The sequence below is a fragment of the Streptomyces corchorusii genome (genome assembly GCF_001514055.1).
Classification (GTDB): domain Bacteria; phylum Actinomycetota; class Actinomycetes; order Streptomycetales; family Streptomycetaceae; genus Streptomyces; species Streptomyces olivaceoviridis.
In genome coordinates this window covers 304,370-321,222 of the sequence record NZ_KQ948353.1, presented here as the reverse complement: position 1 = coordinate 321,222, position 16,853 = coordinate 304,370, and the positions used below count along the sequence as shown (strand labels likewise).

The window sequence follows — 16,853 nt, the reverse complement described above, 5'->3', positions numbered from 1 at the left end:
CGGCGCGCCCGTGTGGCGCCGCCCACCCCGTCGGTGTGATGGTTTTCGCACATCGACCCGTACGGGCACCCCCTAAGGTGGCCGCGAATACGGCAGGTGTGGCTGACACCAGGGTGTTCGTCGCCGGCAGGCAGCTGAAGGGAATCCAGGATGTTCCGCAAGGTGCTGGTCGCCAACCGTGGAGAGATCGCGATCCGCGCGTTCCGGGCGGGCTACGAACTCGGCGCGCGCACCGTCGCCGTGTTCCCGCACGAGGACCGCAACTCGCTGCACCGGCTGAAGGCCGACGAGGCGTACGAGATCGGGGAGCCGGGCCACCCGGTGCGGGCCTACCTCTCCGTCGAGGAGATCGTGGGCGCCGCCCGCCGGGCGGGCGCCGACGCCGTCTACCCGGGGTACGGCTTCCTGTCCGAGAACCCCGAACTGGCCCGCGCCTGCGAGGAAGCCGGCATCACCTTCGTCGGCCCCAGCGCGGCCACCCTGGAGCTGACCGGCAACAAGGCCCGCGCGGTCGCCGCCGCCCGCGCCGCGGGCGTGCCCGTCCTCGGCTCCTCCCAGCCCTCCACCGACGTGGACGAACTGGTGCGCGCCGCCGAGCGGATCGGCTTCCCCGTCTTCGTCAAGGCGGTCGCCGGCGGCGGCGGGCGCGGCATGCGCCGCGTGGAGGACCCGGCCCAGCTCCGCGAATCCATCGAGGCCGCCTCCCGCGAGGCCGCCTCCGCGTTCGGCGACCCGACCGTCTTCCTGGAGAAGGCCGTCGTGGAGCCCCGCCACATCGAGGTGCAGATCCTCGCCGACGGCGAGGGCAACGTCATCCACCTCTTCGAGCGGGACTGCTCGCTCCAGCGCCGCCACCAGAAGGTCATCGAGCTGGCCCCCGCGCCCAACCTGGACCCGCGGCTGCGCGACCGGATCTGCGCCGACGCCGTCCGCTTCGCCCGCGAGATCGGTTACCGCAACGCCGGCACCGTCGAGTTCCTGCTCGACCGCGACGGCAACCACGTGTTCATCGAGATGAACCCGCGCATCCAGGTCGAGCACACCGTCACCGAAGAGGTCACCGACGTCGACCTGGTCCAGGCCCAGATGCGGATCGCCTCCGGCGAGACCCTCGCCGGCCTCGGCCTCTCCCAGGACACGGTCACCCTGCGCGGCGCCGCCCTCCAGTGCCGCATCACCACCGAGGACCCTGCCAACGGCTTCCGCCCGGACACCGGCCGGATCAGCGCCTACCGCTCCCCGGGCGGCTCCGGCATCCGCCTCGACGGCGGTACCACCCACGCCGGTACGGAGATCAGCGCGCACTTCGATTCGATGCTGGTCAAGCTCACCTGCCGGGGCCGTGACTTCCAGGCCGCGATCGGCCGGGCCCGGCGCGCGGTCGCCGAGTTCCGCATCCGGGGCGTGGCCACCAACATCCCCTTCCTCCAGGCGGTCCTGGACGACCCCGACTTCCAGGCCGGCCGGGTCACCACCTCCTTCATCGAGCAGCGCCCGCACCTGCTCACCGCCCGCTCGTCCGCCGACCGCGGCACCAAGCTGCTCACCTACCTCGCCGACGTGACGGTCAACCAGCCGCACGGCCGGCGGCCCGACCTGCTCGACCCGCTGACCAAGCTGCCGCCGCTGCCCGCGGGCGAGCCGCCCGCCGGCTCCCGCCGGCTCCTCGTGGACCTCGGCCCCGAGGGCTTCGCCCGGCACCTGCGCGAGTCGCCGACCATCGGCGTCACCGACACCACCTTCCGCGACGCCCACCAGTCCCTGCTCGCCACCCGGGTGCGCACCAAGGACCTCCTCGCCGTCGCCCCGGTCGTCGCCCGCACCCTGCCGCAACTGCTCTCCCTGGAGTGCTGGGGCGGCGCCACCTACGACGTCGCGCTGCGCTTCCTCGCCGAGGACCCCTGGGAGCGGCTGGCCGCCCTGCGCGAGGCCGTCCCCAACATCTGCCTCCAGATGCTGCTGCGCGGCCGCAACACCGTCGGCTACACCCCGTACCCGACCGAGGTGACCGACGCCTTCGTGCAGGAGGCCGCCGCCACCGGCATCGACATCTTCCGCATCTTCGACGCCCTCAACGACGTCGGCCAGATGCGGCCCGCCATCGACGCCGTACGCGAGACGGGCACCGCGATCGCCGAGGTCGCCCTCTGCTACACCGCGGACCTCAACGACCCGTCGGAGCGCCTCTACACCCTCGACTACTACCTGCGCCTCGCCGAGCAGATCGTCGAGGCCGGCGCCCACGTCCTCGCCATCAAGGACATGGCCGGCCTGCTGCGCGCCCCGGCCGCCGCCAGGCTCGTCTCGGCGCTGCGCCGCGAGTTCGACCTGCCCGTGCACCTGCACACTCACGACACCGCCGGCGGCCAGCTCGCCACGTACCTCGCCGCGATCCAGGCCGGGGCCGACGCGGTCGACGGCGCGGTGGCCTCCATGGCCGGTACGACCTCCCAGCCGTCGCTGTCCGCGATCGTCGCCGCCACCGACCACTCCGAGCGGCCCACCGGCCTGGACCTCCAGGCGGTCGGCGACCTGGAGCCGTACTGGGAGGGCGTCCGGAAGGTCTACGCCCCGTTCGAAGCCGGCCTCGCCTCCCCGACCGGGCGCGTCTACCACCACGAGATCCCCGGCGGCCAGCTGTCCAACCTGCGCACCCAGGCCGTCGCCCTCGGTCTCGGCGACCGCTTCGAGGACATCGAGGCGATGTACGCCGCCGCCGACCGCATCCTCGGCCGGCTGGTGAAGGTCACCCCGTCCTCCAAGGTCGTCGGCGACCTGGCCCTGCACCTGGTGGGCGCCGGGGTCTCCCCGGACGCGTTCGAGGCGACCCCCGACAAGTTCGACATCCCGGACTCGGTGATCGGGTTCCTGCGCGGCGAGCTGGGCACCCCGCCCGGGGGCTGGCCTGAGCCGTTCCGCACCAAGGCGCTCCAGGGGAGGGCGGCGCCCAAGCCCGTGCCCGAGCTGTCCGCCGAGGACCGCGAGGGGCTGGCGAAGGACCGCCGGGCCACCCTCAACCGGCTGCTGTTCCCCGGCCCCACCCGCGAGTTCGAGACGCACCGCCAGTCCTTCGGCGACACCAGCGTCCTCGACAGCAAGGCGTTCTTCTACGGCCTGCGCCCGGCCAAGGAGTACGCCGTCGACCTGGAGCCCGGCGTCCGGCTGCTGATCGAGCTCCAGGCGATCGGCGAGGCCGACGAGCGCGGTATGCGAACCGTGATGTCCACGCTCAACGGCCAGCTGCGGCCCATCCAGGTCCGTGACCGGGCGGCGGCCTCCGACATCCCGGTCACGGAGAAGGCCGACCGCTCCGACCCCGGCCATGTCGCGGCACCCTTCGCCGGTGTGGTGACCCTGGCCGTCGCCGAGGGCGACGAGGTGGCGGCGGGCGCGACGATCGCCACCATCGAGGCCATGAAGATGGAAGCCACGATCACGGCCCCCAAGGCGGGCCGCGTCTCCCGCCTCGCCATCAACCGCATCCAGCAGGTGGAGGGCGGCGACCTCCTGGCGGAACTGGCCTGACACTGCTGCCCCCGCCGCCGGGGGGGCGACGCGTGGTCGGACCGGTGCCGGATGCCGGGCACTCGACGGGAGCGCGGTGCCCCACGGGCGCAACCGGCGACAGCAGGCTTCCCGCGTCCGGGCCGGTGCCGCTGATCGCCCGGCGGCGCGCTGTGGCCCGTCGGCCCCGTCCGGCTCGGCCCGGCGCACGTTCGGGGGAGCCGAGCCCCGAGCTGCTGGCCGGCGGGCCTGGTTACCGGCCGATGAGGTGGCGCAGGCGGGCCAGGAGGAGGTTCGGGTCGCGGCGGGTGGTGGACGCGGCACTCGGGACGTACACGGTCCGGCCGCGGACCGCCACGGAGGTCGGGTTGGACAAGCCGTCCTGCGCGGTCAGCACGGTCGTGACGGTGCCGTCCGCGCGGACCAGGACGACCCTGTTGCCGGTGTTCAGCGCGGCGAGCACGCTCCTGCCGTGGCCGGGAAACGCGAAGTCGTCGATGCCGGCGAGTCCGCCGGCCCGGGTCTCGACGGGTCCGGCGGCCCCGTCCGGGCGGACGGGGATGCGCAGCAGCGTGCCCCGGTCGGTGTTGGACACCCACACGGAATCCCGGCGGACCTTGACGCCGTTGGCGCCGAGGCCGCGCGCCGGGGCCGCCGGGAGCGGAGCGAGCGCCGCGCCCTTCGCCCACGCCGTGGCCGTGCCGCCCGCCTGCGGGACGCGCCAGACGGTGCCGCGCACCGAGTCGGCGACGTAGAGCACGCCCCGCCGCTCGTCGAGGGCCAGCCCGTTGGGCAGCCCGTCGGCCGGCAGCGCGGCGATCTGCTCCGGCGCGTCGCCGGGGGAGAGGCGCCAGACGCCGGTCGCGCTGGTGCCGGTGGCGTAGTCGACGTACAGCGTGCCGTCGTGGGCGCGGGCGATGCCGGTGACCACGGCGCTGTGCAGGAGGGGCGTGGCGGCGTGCGCGACGGCGGGCAGGGTGGCGCGGGTCCGGACGCGGCCGTCGTCGGTGACATGGGCGATCTGCCGGGCGAAGGCGAAGGTCACGTCGGCGGAGCCGTCGAGGTCGAGCGCGATGTTCTCGGGCGTCTGCCCGGCGGCAAGGTCGAGGTGGGCGAGCACGCGCGCGTCGGTGACGAGGGGCTCATGGGCGGTGGCGGGCGCGGCGGCGACGAGGCCGAGCGCGAGCGTGGCCGCGGCGGCTCCGGCCGGACGGGGCAGTCGGGGCATGTGACCTCTTCTCGGTCGGCGCGCGGCGGCGCCGGCGTGCGGGGTCACACCACCATGACGGGGAGCGGGCCGCCGGTGGCGGGAGCCGGGGCCGCGGCATCGCCCGCGCGGACCACCGGCACGCGCCGTACGAGGCACGGCCGGGGGGCGTACCGCCCGGCCGCGTGGTCCGCCCAGGTGCGCGGTCCGCCCGGCCGCGCGGTCCGCGCGGGCCCCGTCAGTCCCAGAGCGGATACGTCATGACCTGCTTGTAGCCCTCCGGACGGCCCTCTGAGTAGGTGAGGCTCATCCGGCTGTAGCGCTGCACGTCAGGGTGCTTCTTCCAGGGCTGGGGGCCGTCGAGCCGGACGGTCACCGGGTACGCGTGGAAGGAGCCGGCCGCGCAGTACGGCTTGCAGTCGTTGACCATGTTCGTGCCGACGGCGGTCGCCCCCTCCGGACCCCACTTGGTCCAGTGGAGTCCGGTGAGGCGGCTGTTTCCGTCGCCGCAGGCCAGGATGAAGTCGCCGGGGCGGACGGTGCGGTTCCACAGGCAGTCGACCAGGACCGGCTGCGAGGGACCGGTGTGGGACGGCGACGTGCCGGCGCGGGGCTGTGCCGTGGCGGTGGTCGGCGGACTGGCCGTCGCCGTGGTCATGGCCGCCGTCAGCAGGGCTCCCGCCGCGAGGACGATCGCCGTTCCCGTCACTGGTCCGCGCATGGCCGCTCCCACCCGTCGTGCTGTGTCCGACCGCGTGCACCCGACGCTACGACCGTCCCGCCGTTCGCACCAGTCGCGCAGGTCGGGCCGCGTGTCAGCCGTGCGAGACGGTCAGCCCGTAGAAGGCCACGCGGGCACCGTTGGTGGTGCTGTCCGAAGAGGACTGGTTGTAGGAGCCGGCCTTGAAGTACTGCTTGTACGGCTTGAAGGAGGACGGGATGGCGTAGTGCGTGGTCGTGCCGTTCACGGTCAGGTCGATGGTGTTCCCGCCGGAGACGGCGATGGTGTAGCTCCAGGTCTTGCCGATGGACACGTGCCCGACGGGATGCTGGGTCTGGCCGCCGTCCGGCGAGTCCTCGGTGCCGAGGACGATGTCCCCGTTGGCGCGGTAGTACAGCTCCACCAGCGGTTTGGTGGAGGAACCGCCCGAGCCGAGGTGGATCTGGCCGACGCAGACGTTCTTGGTCACGGACACCACGCGCAGGGTCGCGCTCATCCGGTGGCTGCCGCCGAGCGCCCAGTCGGCGGCGGAGCCGTCGCGGTTCATCTCGCGCAGTTCGGAGCGGGCGTACTTGGAGTTCGGCGTGGTGACGCCCTTCTCGGGCGCCCAGAACGTCATGGCGCCGTCGCGGGTGTCGGTGTAGAAGTACGCGTCCTGGTAGCCGTTCGCGCCCTGGAGCCGGGACGACGGGATGGTGGTGGGCTTGCCGGGGGAGCCGACGGGCTCCTGGAGCTGCCACACGGACAGGTCGAAGTTGCCGCCGGGTGCGACACGCGGGTCGGCCGCCTCCGCGCCGCCGGTGGAGAGGGCGGTGAGGGCGAGGGCGAGGGCGAGGACGGCGGTGGCCGTCGCCGTGGGTATCCGGGATCGGGTCATGTGGGGGTCCCTTCGTCGGACCGGTTGCGGACCGGTACGGGCGGGTGTGAACCCAGGAAGCGTTCAGCATGGTGAACGCTGAACTCATCCTTGTTCTCCGGTGACCCGAGAAGCTAAAGGTCTGAACCAGACACGTCAAGAGGGTGCGGCCGACTTGCACGCCGTCGCCGGTCCCTCACCAAGAGCCCTTCTCCACCGCCCGGCACCCGTGGCCCCTGACCGCGCTGGTGCCGACGTCGTCGATCCGGTCGCAGTGCCAGTCGGTCCGGCCGGCCCGGTCCTCGATGTAGACGCCCTCGCCCCCGGTCGGCTCGGAGACCTTGGCGCACTCCTCGCCCACGAGCGTGCCGGAGCCCTGGTCCTCGGAGGTGCTCGCGCAGTCGTAGTAGTAGGGCGGCGGCGCGGATGCGGCGAGGGCGGCCGGGGCCGACAGGGTCCCGCCGCCTGCTGCCAACAGGCCGGCGCAGAGGGCCGTCACGGTCCGGCGGCGCGTGGTGCGAGCGCGCATGCGGCGTTCCTTCCGGTGCTCGGCCGGGTGAGCGGGCGGGTGCTGATCCGGACCCGGCCTCACGCGGGAGCGTTCCACCCTTCGGACCGCCCTGAAGCACCGCTCACCCGAACGAGGGCAGCGGGTGGTCCCGCTGTGCGCCGCGTACCGTCAGGTGAACCGCGGGACAGCCCGCTGACCGTCCGTCACGGGGTCGGGGTCGCGATGCGGAGCGGTGCCGCGGGGGCCGGAGCGGTGTCGGTCCCGCCGGTGGCGTCCGCCCACCAGTCGGCGCCGTCCTCGGCGTAGCGCAGCAGCACGCCCTCGCGGATCGCCCAGGGGCAGACGACGGCCCGGGGCAGGCCCATCAGCTTCAGCGCCGTGTGCCCGACGACCGCTCCGGCCAGGCTCTGGGCGGCGCGCGGCGCGGAGATCCCGGGCAGTTGGGCGCGTTCGACGGCGGGCAGCCCGGCGAGGGCGTGCACCGCCGCACGCAGGTCCCGGCAGGCCAGCTCCCGGTCCACGAAGGGGCCGAACCGCCCCGGCGCGGCCCCGCACAGCCGGGCCAGCTGCTGGAAGGTACGGGACGTGACGGCGGCGGTGCGCGGACGCTCCCAGCGGATCCGCGAGGCCACGTCCCGCAGTTCATGGCGGATGCGGCGGCGCAGCTCCTTCAACTCGCCCGGACCGGGGGGATCCTGGAGGCCCAGGTACTCCCGGGTCAGCCGGTTCGCGCCGAGCGGCAGGGACGCGGCGAAGTCGGGCAGCCGGCCCCGGCCGAAGGCCACCTCCAGCGAGCCGCCGCCGATGTCGAGCAGGGCCAGGGGCCCCGCCTTCCAGCCCAGCCAGCGGCGCGCCGCCAGGAAGGTCAGCTCGGCCTCCGTCTCACCGGGCAGGGTGCACATGCGGATACCGGTGCCGGACGCCACCCGTTGCAGCACTTCGTGGCGGTTGGGGGCGCCGCGCACCACCGCGGTCGCGAAGGCCAGCGGGCCCGCCGCGTGCCACCGCCGGGCCGTGGCGCCCGCCGCGGCCACCGCCTTCACCAGCCGCTCCACCGCCTCGTCGGCGATGGTGCCGTCCGGGCCGACCTGTTCGGACAGGCGGAGCTTCCACTTGACGGTGTGCACCGGCAGCGGAACGCCACCCTCCACATCTGCGATCACCAATCGGACCGTGTTCGACCCCGCATCCACCACGCTCACCCGCATGGCCGGGGAGTACCCAGTTCACCGGCGACCACCCTTCGCACGGGGGGCGTGCCGGTGCACAGGGCACCCGCCGCGTGCCCCAGGAGCGGCTCGTAGGGCGGTCGGAGGCGGACAACGGCGTGAGGCGCACGGGCCAAAGGCCGGTGGACGCCCTCCGCGCGGCAGCGTGCGCGCACGCCCTCCGCGCACCGCCTCCACGTCGGCTCCGGCCCCGCGCAGCCGCGCCGCGGCCCGGCCGGCCGCCTCGCACCGGGTTCCGTCGACGGCCGGCACGGAGCGGCGGCCGTCACCCGTGCGCTCCGCCGGACGATCGGGCGGGCCGGCCTGTCCGAATCGCGGCCCCAGGGGTTCCGGCGGACCCGCCGCTGCCCTTGGATGGTCATGCCCACGGTCGGCGCGCACTGCGGCAGGTGACGGAGCGGATGCGATGAGGGTACTGGTGATCGGCGGCGGCATCGCGGGGACCGCGACCGCCCTGGGCCTGCACAAGGCCGGTGTCGACGTCACCGTCTTCGAGGCGCACCCGGACACGGCCGAGGACATCGGCGCCTTCCTCACCCTGGCGAGCAACGGCATGCGCGCCCTGGCCGAGCTGGACGCCACGCACGCCGTCACGGCCGTCGGTTTTCCGCTGACTTCGCTGCGGCTGCTGGACAGCCAGGGCACCGAGGTCGCGCACGCACCGCTCGGCGCGGCGGACGACCCCGCCCTGCGCTACCGCTGTCTGCGCCGCGGCGAGCTGAACGCGGCCCTCCAGGGCGAGGCGGTCCGGCGCGGCATCCGGCTGCGCCACGGCGCCCGGCTGGTGGCCGTGACGGACGGCCCGCACTGCGTCACCGCCCACTTCGCCGACGGCTCCACGGCCGGCGGCGACCTGCTCGTCGGCGCCGACGGCCTGAACTCCACCGTGCGCGGGCTGCTCCTGCCCGAGGTCCGGCCCGGGTACGCCGGCCAGCGGGTCTACTACGGCTGCACCGCGACCGCGTCCGGGCCCGGCCCGGACGGCGCCATCACCATGGTGCGGGGCGGCGCGACCGCCTTCGGGTACGCGGTGTCGCCGGCGGGGGAGACGTACTGGTTCGCCCGCGTCGGCGGTGATCCGCTGCCCGCCGGGGCCCTCGCCGCGCCGCCCGCCGTGCTGCGCGCACAGCTGCTGCCGCTGCTGAGGAAGGAGACACCCCGGCCGCCGCACTGGTCGAGGCGTCCGCCGACGCCCTCATGGTCACCAACGCCACGGAGCTGCCGCTCGGCACCGCCTGGCACACCGGGCGGGTCCTGCTGGTGGGGGACGCGGCCCACGCGGCCTCCCCGGCGACCGGCCAGGGTGCCTCGATGGCCCTGGAGGACGCCGTCGTCCTGGCCAAGGCCCTGCGCGACGCGCCCGATCGGCGGGCCGCCTGCGGCGAGTACGAGCGCCACCGGCGCCCGCGGGCGGAGCACAACATCACCGTCAGCGGCGGCCTCACCCGCGGCACCCGTGCGCCGTCCCGCCCCGCACCGGGCACGCCCCCTCCCACCGGGCCGGACGAGCGGCTCATCCGCCAACTCGCCTGGGACACGCCGCTGTCCGCCACCCCGCCCGAGCCGCGCTGATCCGCTCCCGGCCGCGTGCGCGCAGCGGGCGAGCCGACCGCCGTGTGACCGGGGGGCCGGCAGCGGCAGTTGAAGGATCTGGTGTCCGAAGACTTGTGGCCCGGTTGGTTCATCTCTTAAATCAAAGCATGAACTAAGCCGTGGGTCATACGCCTTGGACCCCCACACGTCTGGAGCCGCCGCATGAGACTGAGATCCCTGGGAGCAGCGCTGGCCGCCACGGCCGCGCTGCTCGCCCTGCCCGCCACGCACCCCTCGGCCACCGCCGCCGAAACCCCCTTGTCCCAGGGGAAGTCCGCCACCGCGTCGTCCGAGGAGAGCGGCGGCACCGCCGCCGCCAAGGCCGTCGACGGCGACACCGGCACCCGCTGGTCCTCGGCCGCGAGCGACGACCAGTGGGTCCGGGTCGACCTCGGGAGCACCGCCACCGTCACCCGGGTCGTCCTGAACTGGGAAGCCGCCTACGGCAAGGACTACAAGCTCCAGATATCCGGGGACGGGAGCACCTGGACCGATCTGAAGTCCGTCACCGGCTCCGACGGCGGCACCGACACGCTCGACGTGTCCGGCCGGGGCCGCTACGTACGGATGCTCGGCGTGCACCGGGCCACCGCCTGGGGCTACTCCCTGTGGGAGTTCCAGGTGTTCGGCACGGCGGACGGCGCCCAGGCGGGCTGCGGCACCGCGAACGCGGCCCAGGGCAAGGCCGCCACGGCCTCCTCCACCGAGAACGCCGGCACCCCCGCCTCCGCCGCCGTCGACGGCGACACCGGGACCCGGTGGTCCAGCCAGGCCGCCGACCCGCAGTGGCTCCGCGTCGACCTCGGCTCCGTCCAAGACCTGTGCCGGGTGGACCTGAACTGGGAGGCCGCCTACGGCAAGGACTTCCAGATCCAGGCCTCCGCCGACGGGCAGAGCTGGAACACCCTCAAGACCGTCACCGGGGCGACCGGAGGCACGGCGTCCTACGACGTCAGCGGCTCCGGCCGGTACGTCCGGATCTACGGCACCGCCCGCGGCACCGGCTACGGCTACTCCCTGTGGGAGCTCGCCGTGCACACCGGCACCACCGGCGTCCCGCCCGTCCAGGGCGGCGGCGACCTGGGACCGAACGTCATCGTCGTCGACCCCTCGACCCCGGGCCTCCAGCAGAAGTTCGACGACGTCTTCGCCAAGCAGGAGTCGGCCCAGTTCGGCGCCGGCCGCTACCAGTTCCTGCTCAAGCCCGGCACCTACAACAACATCAACGCCCAACTCGGCTTCTACACCTCGATCTCCGGCCTCGGCCTGAACCCCGACGACACCCAGATCAACGGGGACGTCACGGTCGACGCGGGCTGGTTCAACGGCAACGCCACCCAGAACTTCTGGCGTTCGGCGGAGAACCTCGCCCTCAAGCCGGTCAACGGCACCGACCGCTGGGCCGTCGCCCAGGCCGCGCCCTTCCGCCGCATCCACGTCCAGGGCGGCCTCAACCTCGCCCCCAACGGCTACGGCTGGGCCTCCGGCGGCTACATCGCGGACTCGAAGATCGACGGTACGGTCGGCCCGTACTCCCAGCAGCAGTGGTACACCCGGGACAGCTCGGTCGGCGGCTGGACCAACGGCGTGTGGAACATGACCTTCTCCGGCGTCCAGGGCGCCCCCGCCACCAACTTCGACAGCGGCCCGTACACCACCCTGGACACCACCCCGGTCTCCCGCGAGAAGCCGTTCCTCTACCTCGACGGCTCCGCCTACAAGGTGTTCGTCCCGGCCAAGCGCACGAACGCCCGGGGCGTGTCGTGGCCCGCGAACGCCGGCACCTCGATCCCGCTCGACCAGTTCTACGTCGTCAAGCCCGGCGCGACGGCCGCCACCATCAACCAGGCCCTCGCCCAGGGCCTCAACCTCCTGTTCACCCCCGGCGTCTACCACCTCGACCAGACCATCGACGTCACCCGGCCGAACACCGTCGTCCTCGGACTCGGCCTCGCCACCCTCGTCCCCGACAACGGCATCGACGCGATGCACGTCGCCGACGTCGACGGCGTGCGGCTCGCCGGATTCCTGATCGACGCGGGCCCGGTCAACTCCGACACGCTGCTGCGCATCGGCACCCCCGGCGCCACCGCCGACCACTCCGCCAACCCCACCACCATGCAGGACGTGTTCATCCGCATCGGCGGCGCCGGCCCCGGGCTCGCCACCAACTCCGTGGTGGTCAACAGCGACGACGTCATCATCGACCACACCTGGATCTGGCGCGCCGACCACGGCAGCGGCGTCGGCTGGGACACCAACCGCGCCGACTACGGCCTGCGCGTGAACGGCGACGACGTCCTGGCCACCGGCCTGTTCGTGGAGCACTTCAACAAGTACGACGTCTACTGGAACGGAGAACGCGGCCGGACGATCTTCTTCCAGAACGAGAAGGCCTACGACGCCCCGAACGCCGCCGCCATCACCCACGACGGCATCACCGGCTACGCGGCCTACAAGGTCGCCGACTCCGTCACCACCCACGAGGCGTGGGGCCTGGGCAGCTACTGCAACTACACGGCCGATCCCTCGATCGTCCAGGCGCACGGCTTCCAGGTGCCCGCCACCTCGGGGATCAGGATGCACGACCTGCTGGTGATCTCCCTCGGCGGCAAGGGCCAGTACGCGCACGTCGTCAACAGCACCGGCGCACCCACCTCGGGCACCGACACGGTCCCGTCCAAGGTGACGTCCTTCCCCTAAGGACACCCGCAGCCGCGGGTCAGCCGCCGGCCAGGGTCTCGTGCGGGGCCTTGCGGTAGGTGTCCCGGTACAGGGAGGCGAAGCGGCCCGGATGGTGGAAACCCCACCGGGCCGCGATCTCCGTGACCGTGCGCCCGCTGCCGGGGTCGGCGGCCACCAACTCGTGGTGGGCGTGCGCGAGCCGCACCCGGCGCAGCTGGGCCAGCGGAGTGGTGTCCAGATGACGGCGGAAGGCGTACTGGAGCGCCCGTACCGTCACATGGGCCGCGGCGGCGATGTCCGCGACCGTGACGGGCTGGTCCGCATGGTCGTCGATGTAGGCGAGCGCGCGGCGCAGCACCGCCGGGTGCGCCTCGGTGCCGTGGGCGGCGGGCTCGTCCAGCGCCGTGTTGGGGAACGCGGCCAGGACGCTCGCCGCCAGGTGCTGGGCGGCCGTGCTGGCGATCAGCGGCTGGTCCGCGATCTCGGCGTCGGACAGCACGTCGTCCCGCAGATGGACGATCGTACGGCTGAGGTGGCGCGCCGCGGCGGCCGAGCGCGGCCGGTGCCCGGTCAGCCGTACCGGTCGCGAGCCGTCCCCGGCCACCTGGGCGAGCAGCGCGGGATCCAGCATGGTGATGTTGTAGCGGGCGTTGCAGATGCGGCCCGTGTACGGCAGGTCCGGTGGCGCGAACAGCACCACGTCACCGGGGCCGAAGGAGTCCTCGACGCCCTGGAAGCCGTGGTCCCGCACGGTTCCCTCGTGCACGACGCACAGGCAGATCCGGCCCAGCGGCGACACCGAGTAGGCCATCTCGAAGTCCAGCGCGAGTTCGTCGACGCTCACCGTGGGGATGCCGGCGCGGTGGATCTGGGCACGGTTCGAGCCGGGCGTCCCGCTGGCGATGCGCATCTTGGCGTAGGCCCGGCTGAGGAAATCCTCCGTCACGTCCAGGTCGCGGCTGTCGAAGGTGAGGGTGTCCATGTCACCCCGCTGCCCCCGAAACCCGCTTCCACGACCCGTCGACCTGCGATTTTTCGTTTTCTGTACGGCCTCTTGCCCTGTTGTTCGCCTGGCGGCTGGCGTGGGGCGGCCGGGCTGCGGAGGGTGAGCGCATGATCGGACGCGACGAGCAGACGGACCAGGTGGAAGCACTTCAGGAGGAGGTGGAGCAGCTGCGTCGTGCCCTTGGCTCCCACGCCCTGGTCGATCAGGCGATCGGCGTGGTGATCACCGTGGGCGGGCTGCGTCCGGAGCAGGGCTGGGAGGTCCTGCGGCACATCTCGCAGCACACCAACATCAAACTTCGGGAGGTCGCGCGCTGCCTGGTGGACTGGCCGACGCGCCGACGGCTGCCCGAGGCGGTCCGCGGGGCCCTGCCCGCCGCCCTGGAGTACGCACGCACCCAGGCCGAGGCCGCCGACCGGGGCGACGAACGCGAGGTCCGCTGCGGCCGGCCGGGCTGAACCGCCGCCCGGCGGCCCGGCCGCCGGGCCGAACGGGCGTACGGCGGCCGGTGCGCCCGTCAGTCCGCCGTCAGGAGCAGATCCGCCCACGCGCGGCCGCGCAGGTCCGCGTCCCGCAGGATGTCCACCGCCGTGCAGGCCAGCGCCTCCACCACCGCCGTCAGCACCCCGCGGGCCCGCTGTGAGGCCGCGGCCTCGGCGAACTCCGGCGTGTGGTCGGAGCCGTCGGCGCCCATGATCGCGACGAACGGGTGGATGGCGGGCACCCGGCCGCTGACGTTGCCGATGTCGGAGGAGCCCAGGTAGACGCCGGGCGTGGGCGCGGTGAGCGGGATCCCGGCGCGGTCCAGGTGTCCGGCGAACCGCTCGGACAGCACCGAGCTGTCCCGGAAGTGCTCGTACCGCACGCTCGCGCGTTCCACCGTGACGGCCGTGCCGGTCGCCAGCGCCACCCCCTCCGCGGCGGTGCGCAGCTGTTCCGCCAGCTCGTCCAGGGCCGCCGTCGTGACCGCGCGCAGCCCGAAGCGGCCCTCGGCGTACTCCGGGACGATGTTCGTGGCCGTACCGCCCTGGGTGATGATCCCCTGGACATGGGATCCCTCCGGCAGCCGCCGCCCGAGCGCCGACAGGACGTTGAACAGCTCGATCAGCGCGGCGAGCGCGTCGACGCCCTCCGTCGGATTGCCCGTCGGGTGCGCGGCCCGGCCCCGGAAGCCGACCCGGTACTGCTCCTGCGCGGTCAGCGGTGCCCGGACCCAGTCGTACACCCCGGGGTGGAACATCAGGGCGGCGTCCACCCCGTCGAAGACCCCGGCCTCCACCTCCAGGGCCTTGCCGCCACCGCCCTCCTCGGCGGGCGTGCCCACCGCGAGGACCGTGCCCTCGGCGCCGTCCCGCACGGCCTCCGTGACGAGGGCCGCGCCCAGGCCCGCCGCCGCGATCAGGTTGTGCCCGCAGGCGTGCCCCAGTCCGGGCAGGGCGTCGTACTCCAGGGGGAAGGCCACCACCGGCCGGCCCTCGCCCGCACGGGCCGTGAACGCGGTCGGCAGACCCGCCGCCTCCCGCCGCACCGCGAACCCGGCGCGTTCCAGCTCGTCCGTGAGCAGCTTCGCCGCGCGGTGCTCGGAGAACGCGGTCTCCGGGTCCGCGTGCAGGGCGGTCGCCACGGTCCACAGCGCGTCGGCGCGGCGCTCGGTCTCCTCCCGGATCCGCTGGTACAGCGACACGAGACCTCCTGGGGTTCGGCGGGCGTGTTCCGTGCCGGCCCGGGTTCCACCGAACGGCCCCCTGACACCGGCCGCGTGTTTGGGGAGTCCGGCCGGTGCAACACGGTGGATGCGGCACCGACCAGCTCAGGAGGACAGCCATGGATCACTCACGCGTACCCGTCCTGGAGGCTTTGCAGGAGTTCCGGCGGCGAGGAGACGTGGCGTACGGGCCCCCCGGGCACAAGCAGGGCCGCGGCACCGATCCGCGGGTGGCCGAGATCCTGGGGCTGGACGTCTTCCGCTCCGATGTGCTCAGCCTCAACGGCCTGGACGACCGCCGCCAGTCCCAGGGCGTGCTGGAGCAGGCCCAGGAGCTGATGGCGGACGCGGTCGGCGCCGAGCACGCGTTCTTCTCCACCTGCGGCAGCTCCCTGTCCGTGAAGACCGCGATGTGCTCGGTCGCCGGACCGGGGGAGAAGCTGCTGCTGTCCCGCAACGCCCACAAGTCGGTCATCGCGGCGGTGATCATCAACGGTGTGGAGCCGGTCTGGGTCCACCCCAAGTTCGACGCCGAACGGCACATGGCCCATCCGCCCGAGGCCGACGACGTGCGCAACCGGCTGCGCGAACACCCCGACGCCAAGGGCATGCTGCTGATCACCCCCACCGACTGGGGCACCTGCGCCGACGTGCGCGCGGTGGCCGACGCCTGCCACGCCTCCGACGTCCCGCTCATCGTGGACGAGGCATGGGGCGCCCACCTGCCCTTCCACCCGGAGCTGCCCGTCTGGGGCATGAACGCGGACGCCGACCTGGTCGTCACCAGCGTCCACAAGATGGGCGGCGCGATCGAGCAGAGTTCCGTCTTCCACCTCCAGCACGACCGGGTCTCGCCCACGGTGCTCAAACAGCGCGAGGACCTGCTCGGCACCACCAGCGCCTCCAGCCTGGTCTACGCGGCCCTCGACGGCTGGCGGCGGCAGATGGTGGAACAGGGGCACGACCTCCTGGACGCGGCGCTGCACCGGGCCGAGCGCGTCCGGGCCCTGCTGCGCGAGCTGCCGGGGCTGCGGGTGATGGGCGGTGAGGTGGTTCAGGAGGACCTGGCCGCCGAGTTCGACCCCCTGAAGATCGTCGTCGACGTACGCGACCTCGGCATCAGCGGCATGCAGGCGGCCGAGTGGCTGCGGGCCAACTGCCACGTCGACGTGGGCGGCTCGGACACCTGCCGGATCAGTGCCTCCATCACCCACGCCGACGACGACGCGACCGAGAAACTGCTGGTGGAGTCCGTGCGCTCGCTGGTGGAACGCGCGGACACCATCGAGCGGCGGCCCGCCGTGCACCTGCCCGAGCCCCGCGCCCTGGAACTGGAGCAGGCGGTGCTGCCCCGCGATGCCTTCTTCGGTCCCGCCGAGGACGTGCCCGCCGAGCGGGCCGTGGGCCGGATCGCCGCGGAGACGATCAGCCCGTACCCGCCGGGCGTGCCGGTCGTGGCGCCCGGCGAGGTGATCACCGCGGAGATCGTCGACTACCTGCGCAGCGGTATCGCCCACGGCTTCCTCATTCCGGACGCGGCGGACTCCTCCCTGGAGACCCTGCGGGTCGTGGCGCGCCCGTGACCGGCGGCCGAGGGGCCGTACCCCAGGCCGTACTCCGCTGCCCGTCCCGAACTGCGCCCGACGGGGTCAGCGCCTAGGGTGGCCTGTGCGGGCGGCCACCGGGTGACCGCCCGCCCCGGGTCAAGAAGCCGGCCCTGCTGACCAACACGTCCTCGGCAGGGGGCACTTGGCCCTGCCGGTGGTCCCCGGGCCCGGACCAGCGTCCGGCGGGCCATCCGCCCCGGCAACGCGACAGGAGACGGCCCGACTTCAC

General features: G+C 73.6%; 11 protein-coding genes and 1 pseudogene. 5 read left to right on the top strand and 7 right to left on the bottom strand.

What is annotated here, in order from left to right; all coding sequences use genetic code 11:
- Positions 1-150: 150 nt before the first annotated feature.
- Positions 151-3,525 carry a pyruvate carboxylase gene (locus AQJ11_RS08640; protein WP_059262461.1) on the top strand — a complete coding sequence of 1,125 codons (3,375 nt, stop codon included), beginning with the start codon at positions 151-153 and terminating at the stop codon, positions 3,523-3,525.
- Between the two features lie 232 nt (positions 3,526-3,757).
- Here the strand turns inward: AQJ11_RS08640 and AQJ11_RS08635 are convergent, their stop codons facing one another.
- The 5 genes from AQJ11_RS08635 to AQJ11_RS08615 all read right to left on the bottom strand — a co-directional run bounded on the left by AQJ11_RS08635 (position 3,758) and on the right by AQJ11_RS08615 (position 8,007).
- On the bottom strand, positions 3,758-4,732 hold the full coding sequence (locus AQJ11_RS08635; RefSeq protein ID WP_059262460.1) for an SMP-30/gluconolactonase/LRE family protein: 975 nt from the start codon (positions 4,730-4,732) through the stop codon (positions 3,758-3,760).
- Between the two features lie 217 nt (positions 4,733-4,949).
- Positions 4,950-5,432 carry a hypothetical protein gene (locus AQJ11_RS08630; protein WP_059262459.1) on the bottom strand — a complete coding sequence of 161 codons (483 nt, stop codon included), beginning with the start codon at positions 5,430-5,432 and terminating at the stop codon, positions 4,950-4,952.
- 94 nt (positions 5,433-5,526) lie between these two features.
- A complete protein-coding gene (locus AQJ11_RS08625) occupies positions 5,527-6,309 on the bottom strand; it encodes a polysaccharide lyase family 7 protein (RefSeq protein WP_059262458.1) in 783 nt (260 codons plus the stop codon).
- 175 nt (positions 6,310-6,484) lie between these two features.
- The gene (locus AQJ11_RS08620; protein ID WP_058083280.1) at positions 6,485-6,817 is read right to left on the bottom strand and encodes a hypothetical protein; all 333 of its coding nucleotides are present in this window, start codon (positions 6,815-6,817) and stop codon (positions 6,485-6,487) included.
- 185 nt (positions 6,818-7,002) lie between these two features.
- Positions 7,003-8,007 (bottom strand): Ppx/GppA family phosphatase, encoded by a 1,005-nt coding sequence (locus AQJ11_RS08615; protein ID WP_208616464.1) that lies wholly within the window; start codon positions 8,005-8,007, stop codon positions 7,003-7,005.
- Positions 8,008-8,434: 427 nt separating this feature from the next.
- On the opposite strand from AQJ11_RS08615, the pseudogene AQJ11_RS08610 reads away from it, so the two are divergent.
- Both AQJ11_RS08610 and AQJ11_RS08605 read left to right on the top strand, forming a co-directional pair.
- Positions 8,435-9,600: pseudogene (locus tag AQJ11_RS08610) on the top strand (FAD-dependent oxidoreductase).
- Positions 9,601-9,783: 183 nt separating this feature from the next.
- The gene (locus AQJ11_RS08605) at positions 9,784-12,324 is read left to right on the top strand and encodes a discoidin domain-containing protein (RefSeq protein WP_014676791.1); all 2,541 of its coding nucleotides are present in this window, start codon (positions 9,784-9,786) and stop codon (positions 12,322-12,324) included.
- A gap of 19 nt (positions 12,325-12,343) precedes the next feature.
- On the opposite strand, the gene AQJ11_RS08600 is transcribed toward AQJ11_RS08605, so the two are convergent.
- Positions 12,344-13,288, bottom strand: a complete 945-nt coding sequence (locus tag AQJ11_RS08600) for a helix-turn-helix transcriptional regulator (RefSeq protein WP_059262456.1) — start codon at positions 13,286-13,288, stop codon at positions 12,344-12,346.
- 131 nt (positions 13,289-13,419) lie between these two features.
- On the opposite strand from AQJ11_RS08600, the gene AQJ11_RS08595 reads away from it, so the two are divergent.
- Entirely contained in the window at positions 13,420-13,770 is a 351-nt protein-coding gene (locus AQJ11_RS08595) for an ANTAR domain-containing protein (protein ID WP_014676793.1), read from the top strand.
- Between the two features lie 59 nt (positions 13,771-13,829).
- Here the strand turns inward: AQJ11_RS08595 and AQJ11_RS08590 are convergent, their stop codons facing one another.
- Positions 13,830-14,996 carry an amidohydrolase gene (locus tag AQJ11_RS08590; RefSeq protein WP_058083285.1) on the bottom strand — a complete coding sequence of 389 codons (1,167 nt, stop codon included), beginning with the start codon at positions 14,994-14,996 and terminating at the stop codon, positions 13,830-13,832.
- A gap of 140 nt (positions 14,997-15,136) precedes the next feature.
- On the opposite strand from AQJ11_RS08590, the gene AQJ11_RS08585 reads away from it, so the two are divergent.
- Positions 15,137-16,600, top strand: a complete 1,464-nt coding sequence (locus AQJ11_RS08585) for an aminotransferase class I/II-fold pyridoxal phosphate-dependent enzyme (RefSeq protein ID WP_014676795.1) — start codon at positions 15,137-15,139, stop codon at positions 16,598-16,600.
- Positions 16,601-16,853 lie beyond the last annotated feature (253 nt).

Excerpts from the sequence above, each read along its gene's own strand:
- AQJ11_RS08640 (WP_059262461.1), top strand. The coding sequence starts at position 151 with ATGTTCCGCAAGGTGCTGGTCGCCAACCGTGGAGAGATCGCGATCCGC.
- AQJ11_RS08635 (WP_059262460.1), bottom strand. The coding sequence starts at position 4,732 with ATGCCCCGACTGCCCCGTCCGGCCGGAGCCGCCGCGGCCACGCTCGCG.
- AQJ11_RS08630 (WP_059262459.1), bottom strand. The coding sequence starts at position 5,432 with ATGCGCGGACCAGTGACGGGAACGGCGATCGTCCTCGCGGCGGGAGCC.
- AQJ11_RS08625 (WP_059262458.1), bottom strand. The coding sequence starts at position 6,309 with ATGACCCGATCCCGGATACCCACGGCGACGGCCACCGCCGTCCTCGCC.
- AQJ11_RS08620 (WP_058083280.1), bottom strand. The coding sequence starts at position 6,817 with ATGCGCGCTCGCACCACGCGCCGCCGGACCGTGACGGCCCTCTGCGCC.
- AQJ11_RS08615 (WP_208616464.1), bottom strand. The coding sequence starts at position 8,007 with ATGCGGGTGAGCGTGGTGGATGCGGGGTCGAACACGGTCCGATTGGTG.
- AQJ11_RS08605 (WP_014676791.1), top strand. The coding sequence starts at position 9,784 with ATGAGACTGAGATCCCTGGGAGCAGCGCTGGCCGCCACGGCCGCGCTG.
- AQJ11_RS08600 (WP_059262456.1), bottom strand. The coding sequence starts at position 13,288 with ATGGACACCCTCACCTTCGACAGCCGCGACCTGGACGTGACGGAGGAT.
- AQJ11_RS08595 (WP_014676793.1), top strand. The coding sequence starts at position 13,420 with ATGATCGGACGCGACGAGCAGACGGACCAGGTGGAAGCACTTCAGGAG.
- AQJ11_RS08585 (WP_014676795.1), top strand. The coding sequence starts at position 15,137 with ATGGATCACTCACGCGTACCCGTCCTGGAGGCTTTGCAGGAGTTCCGG.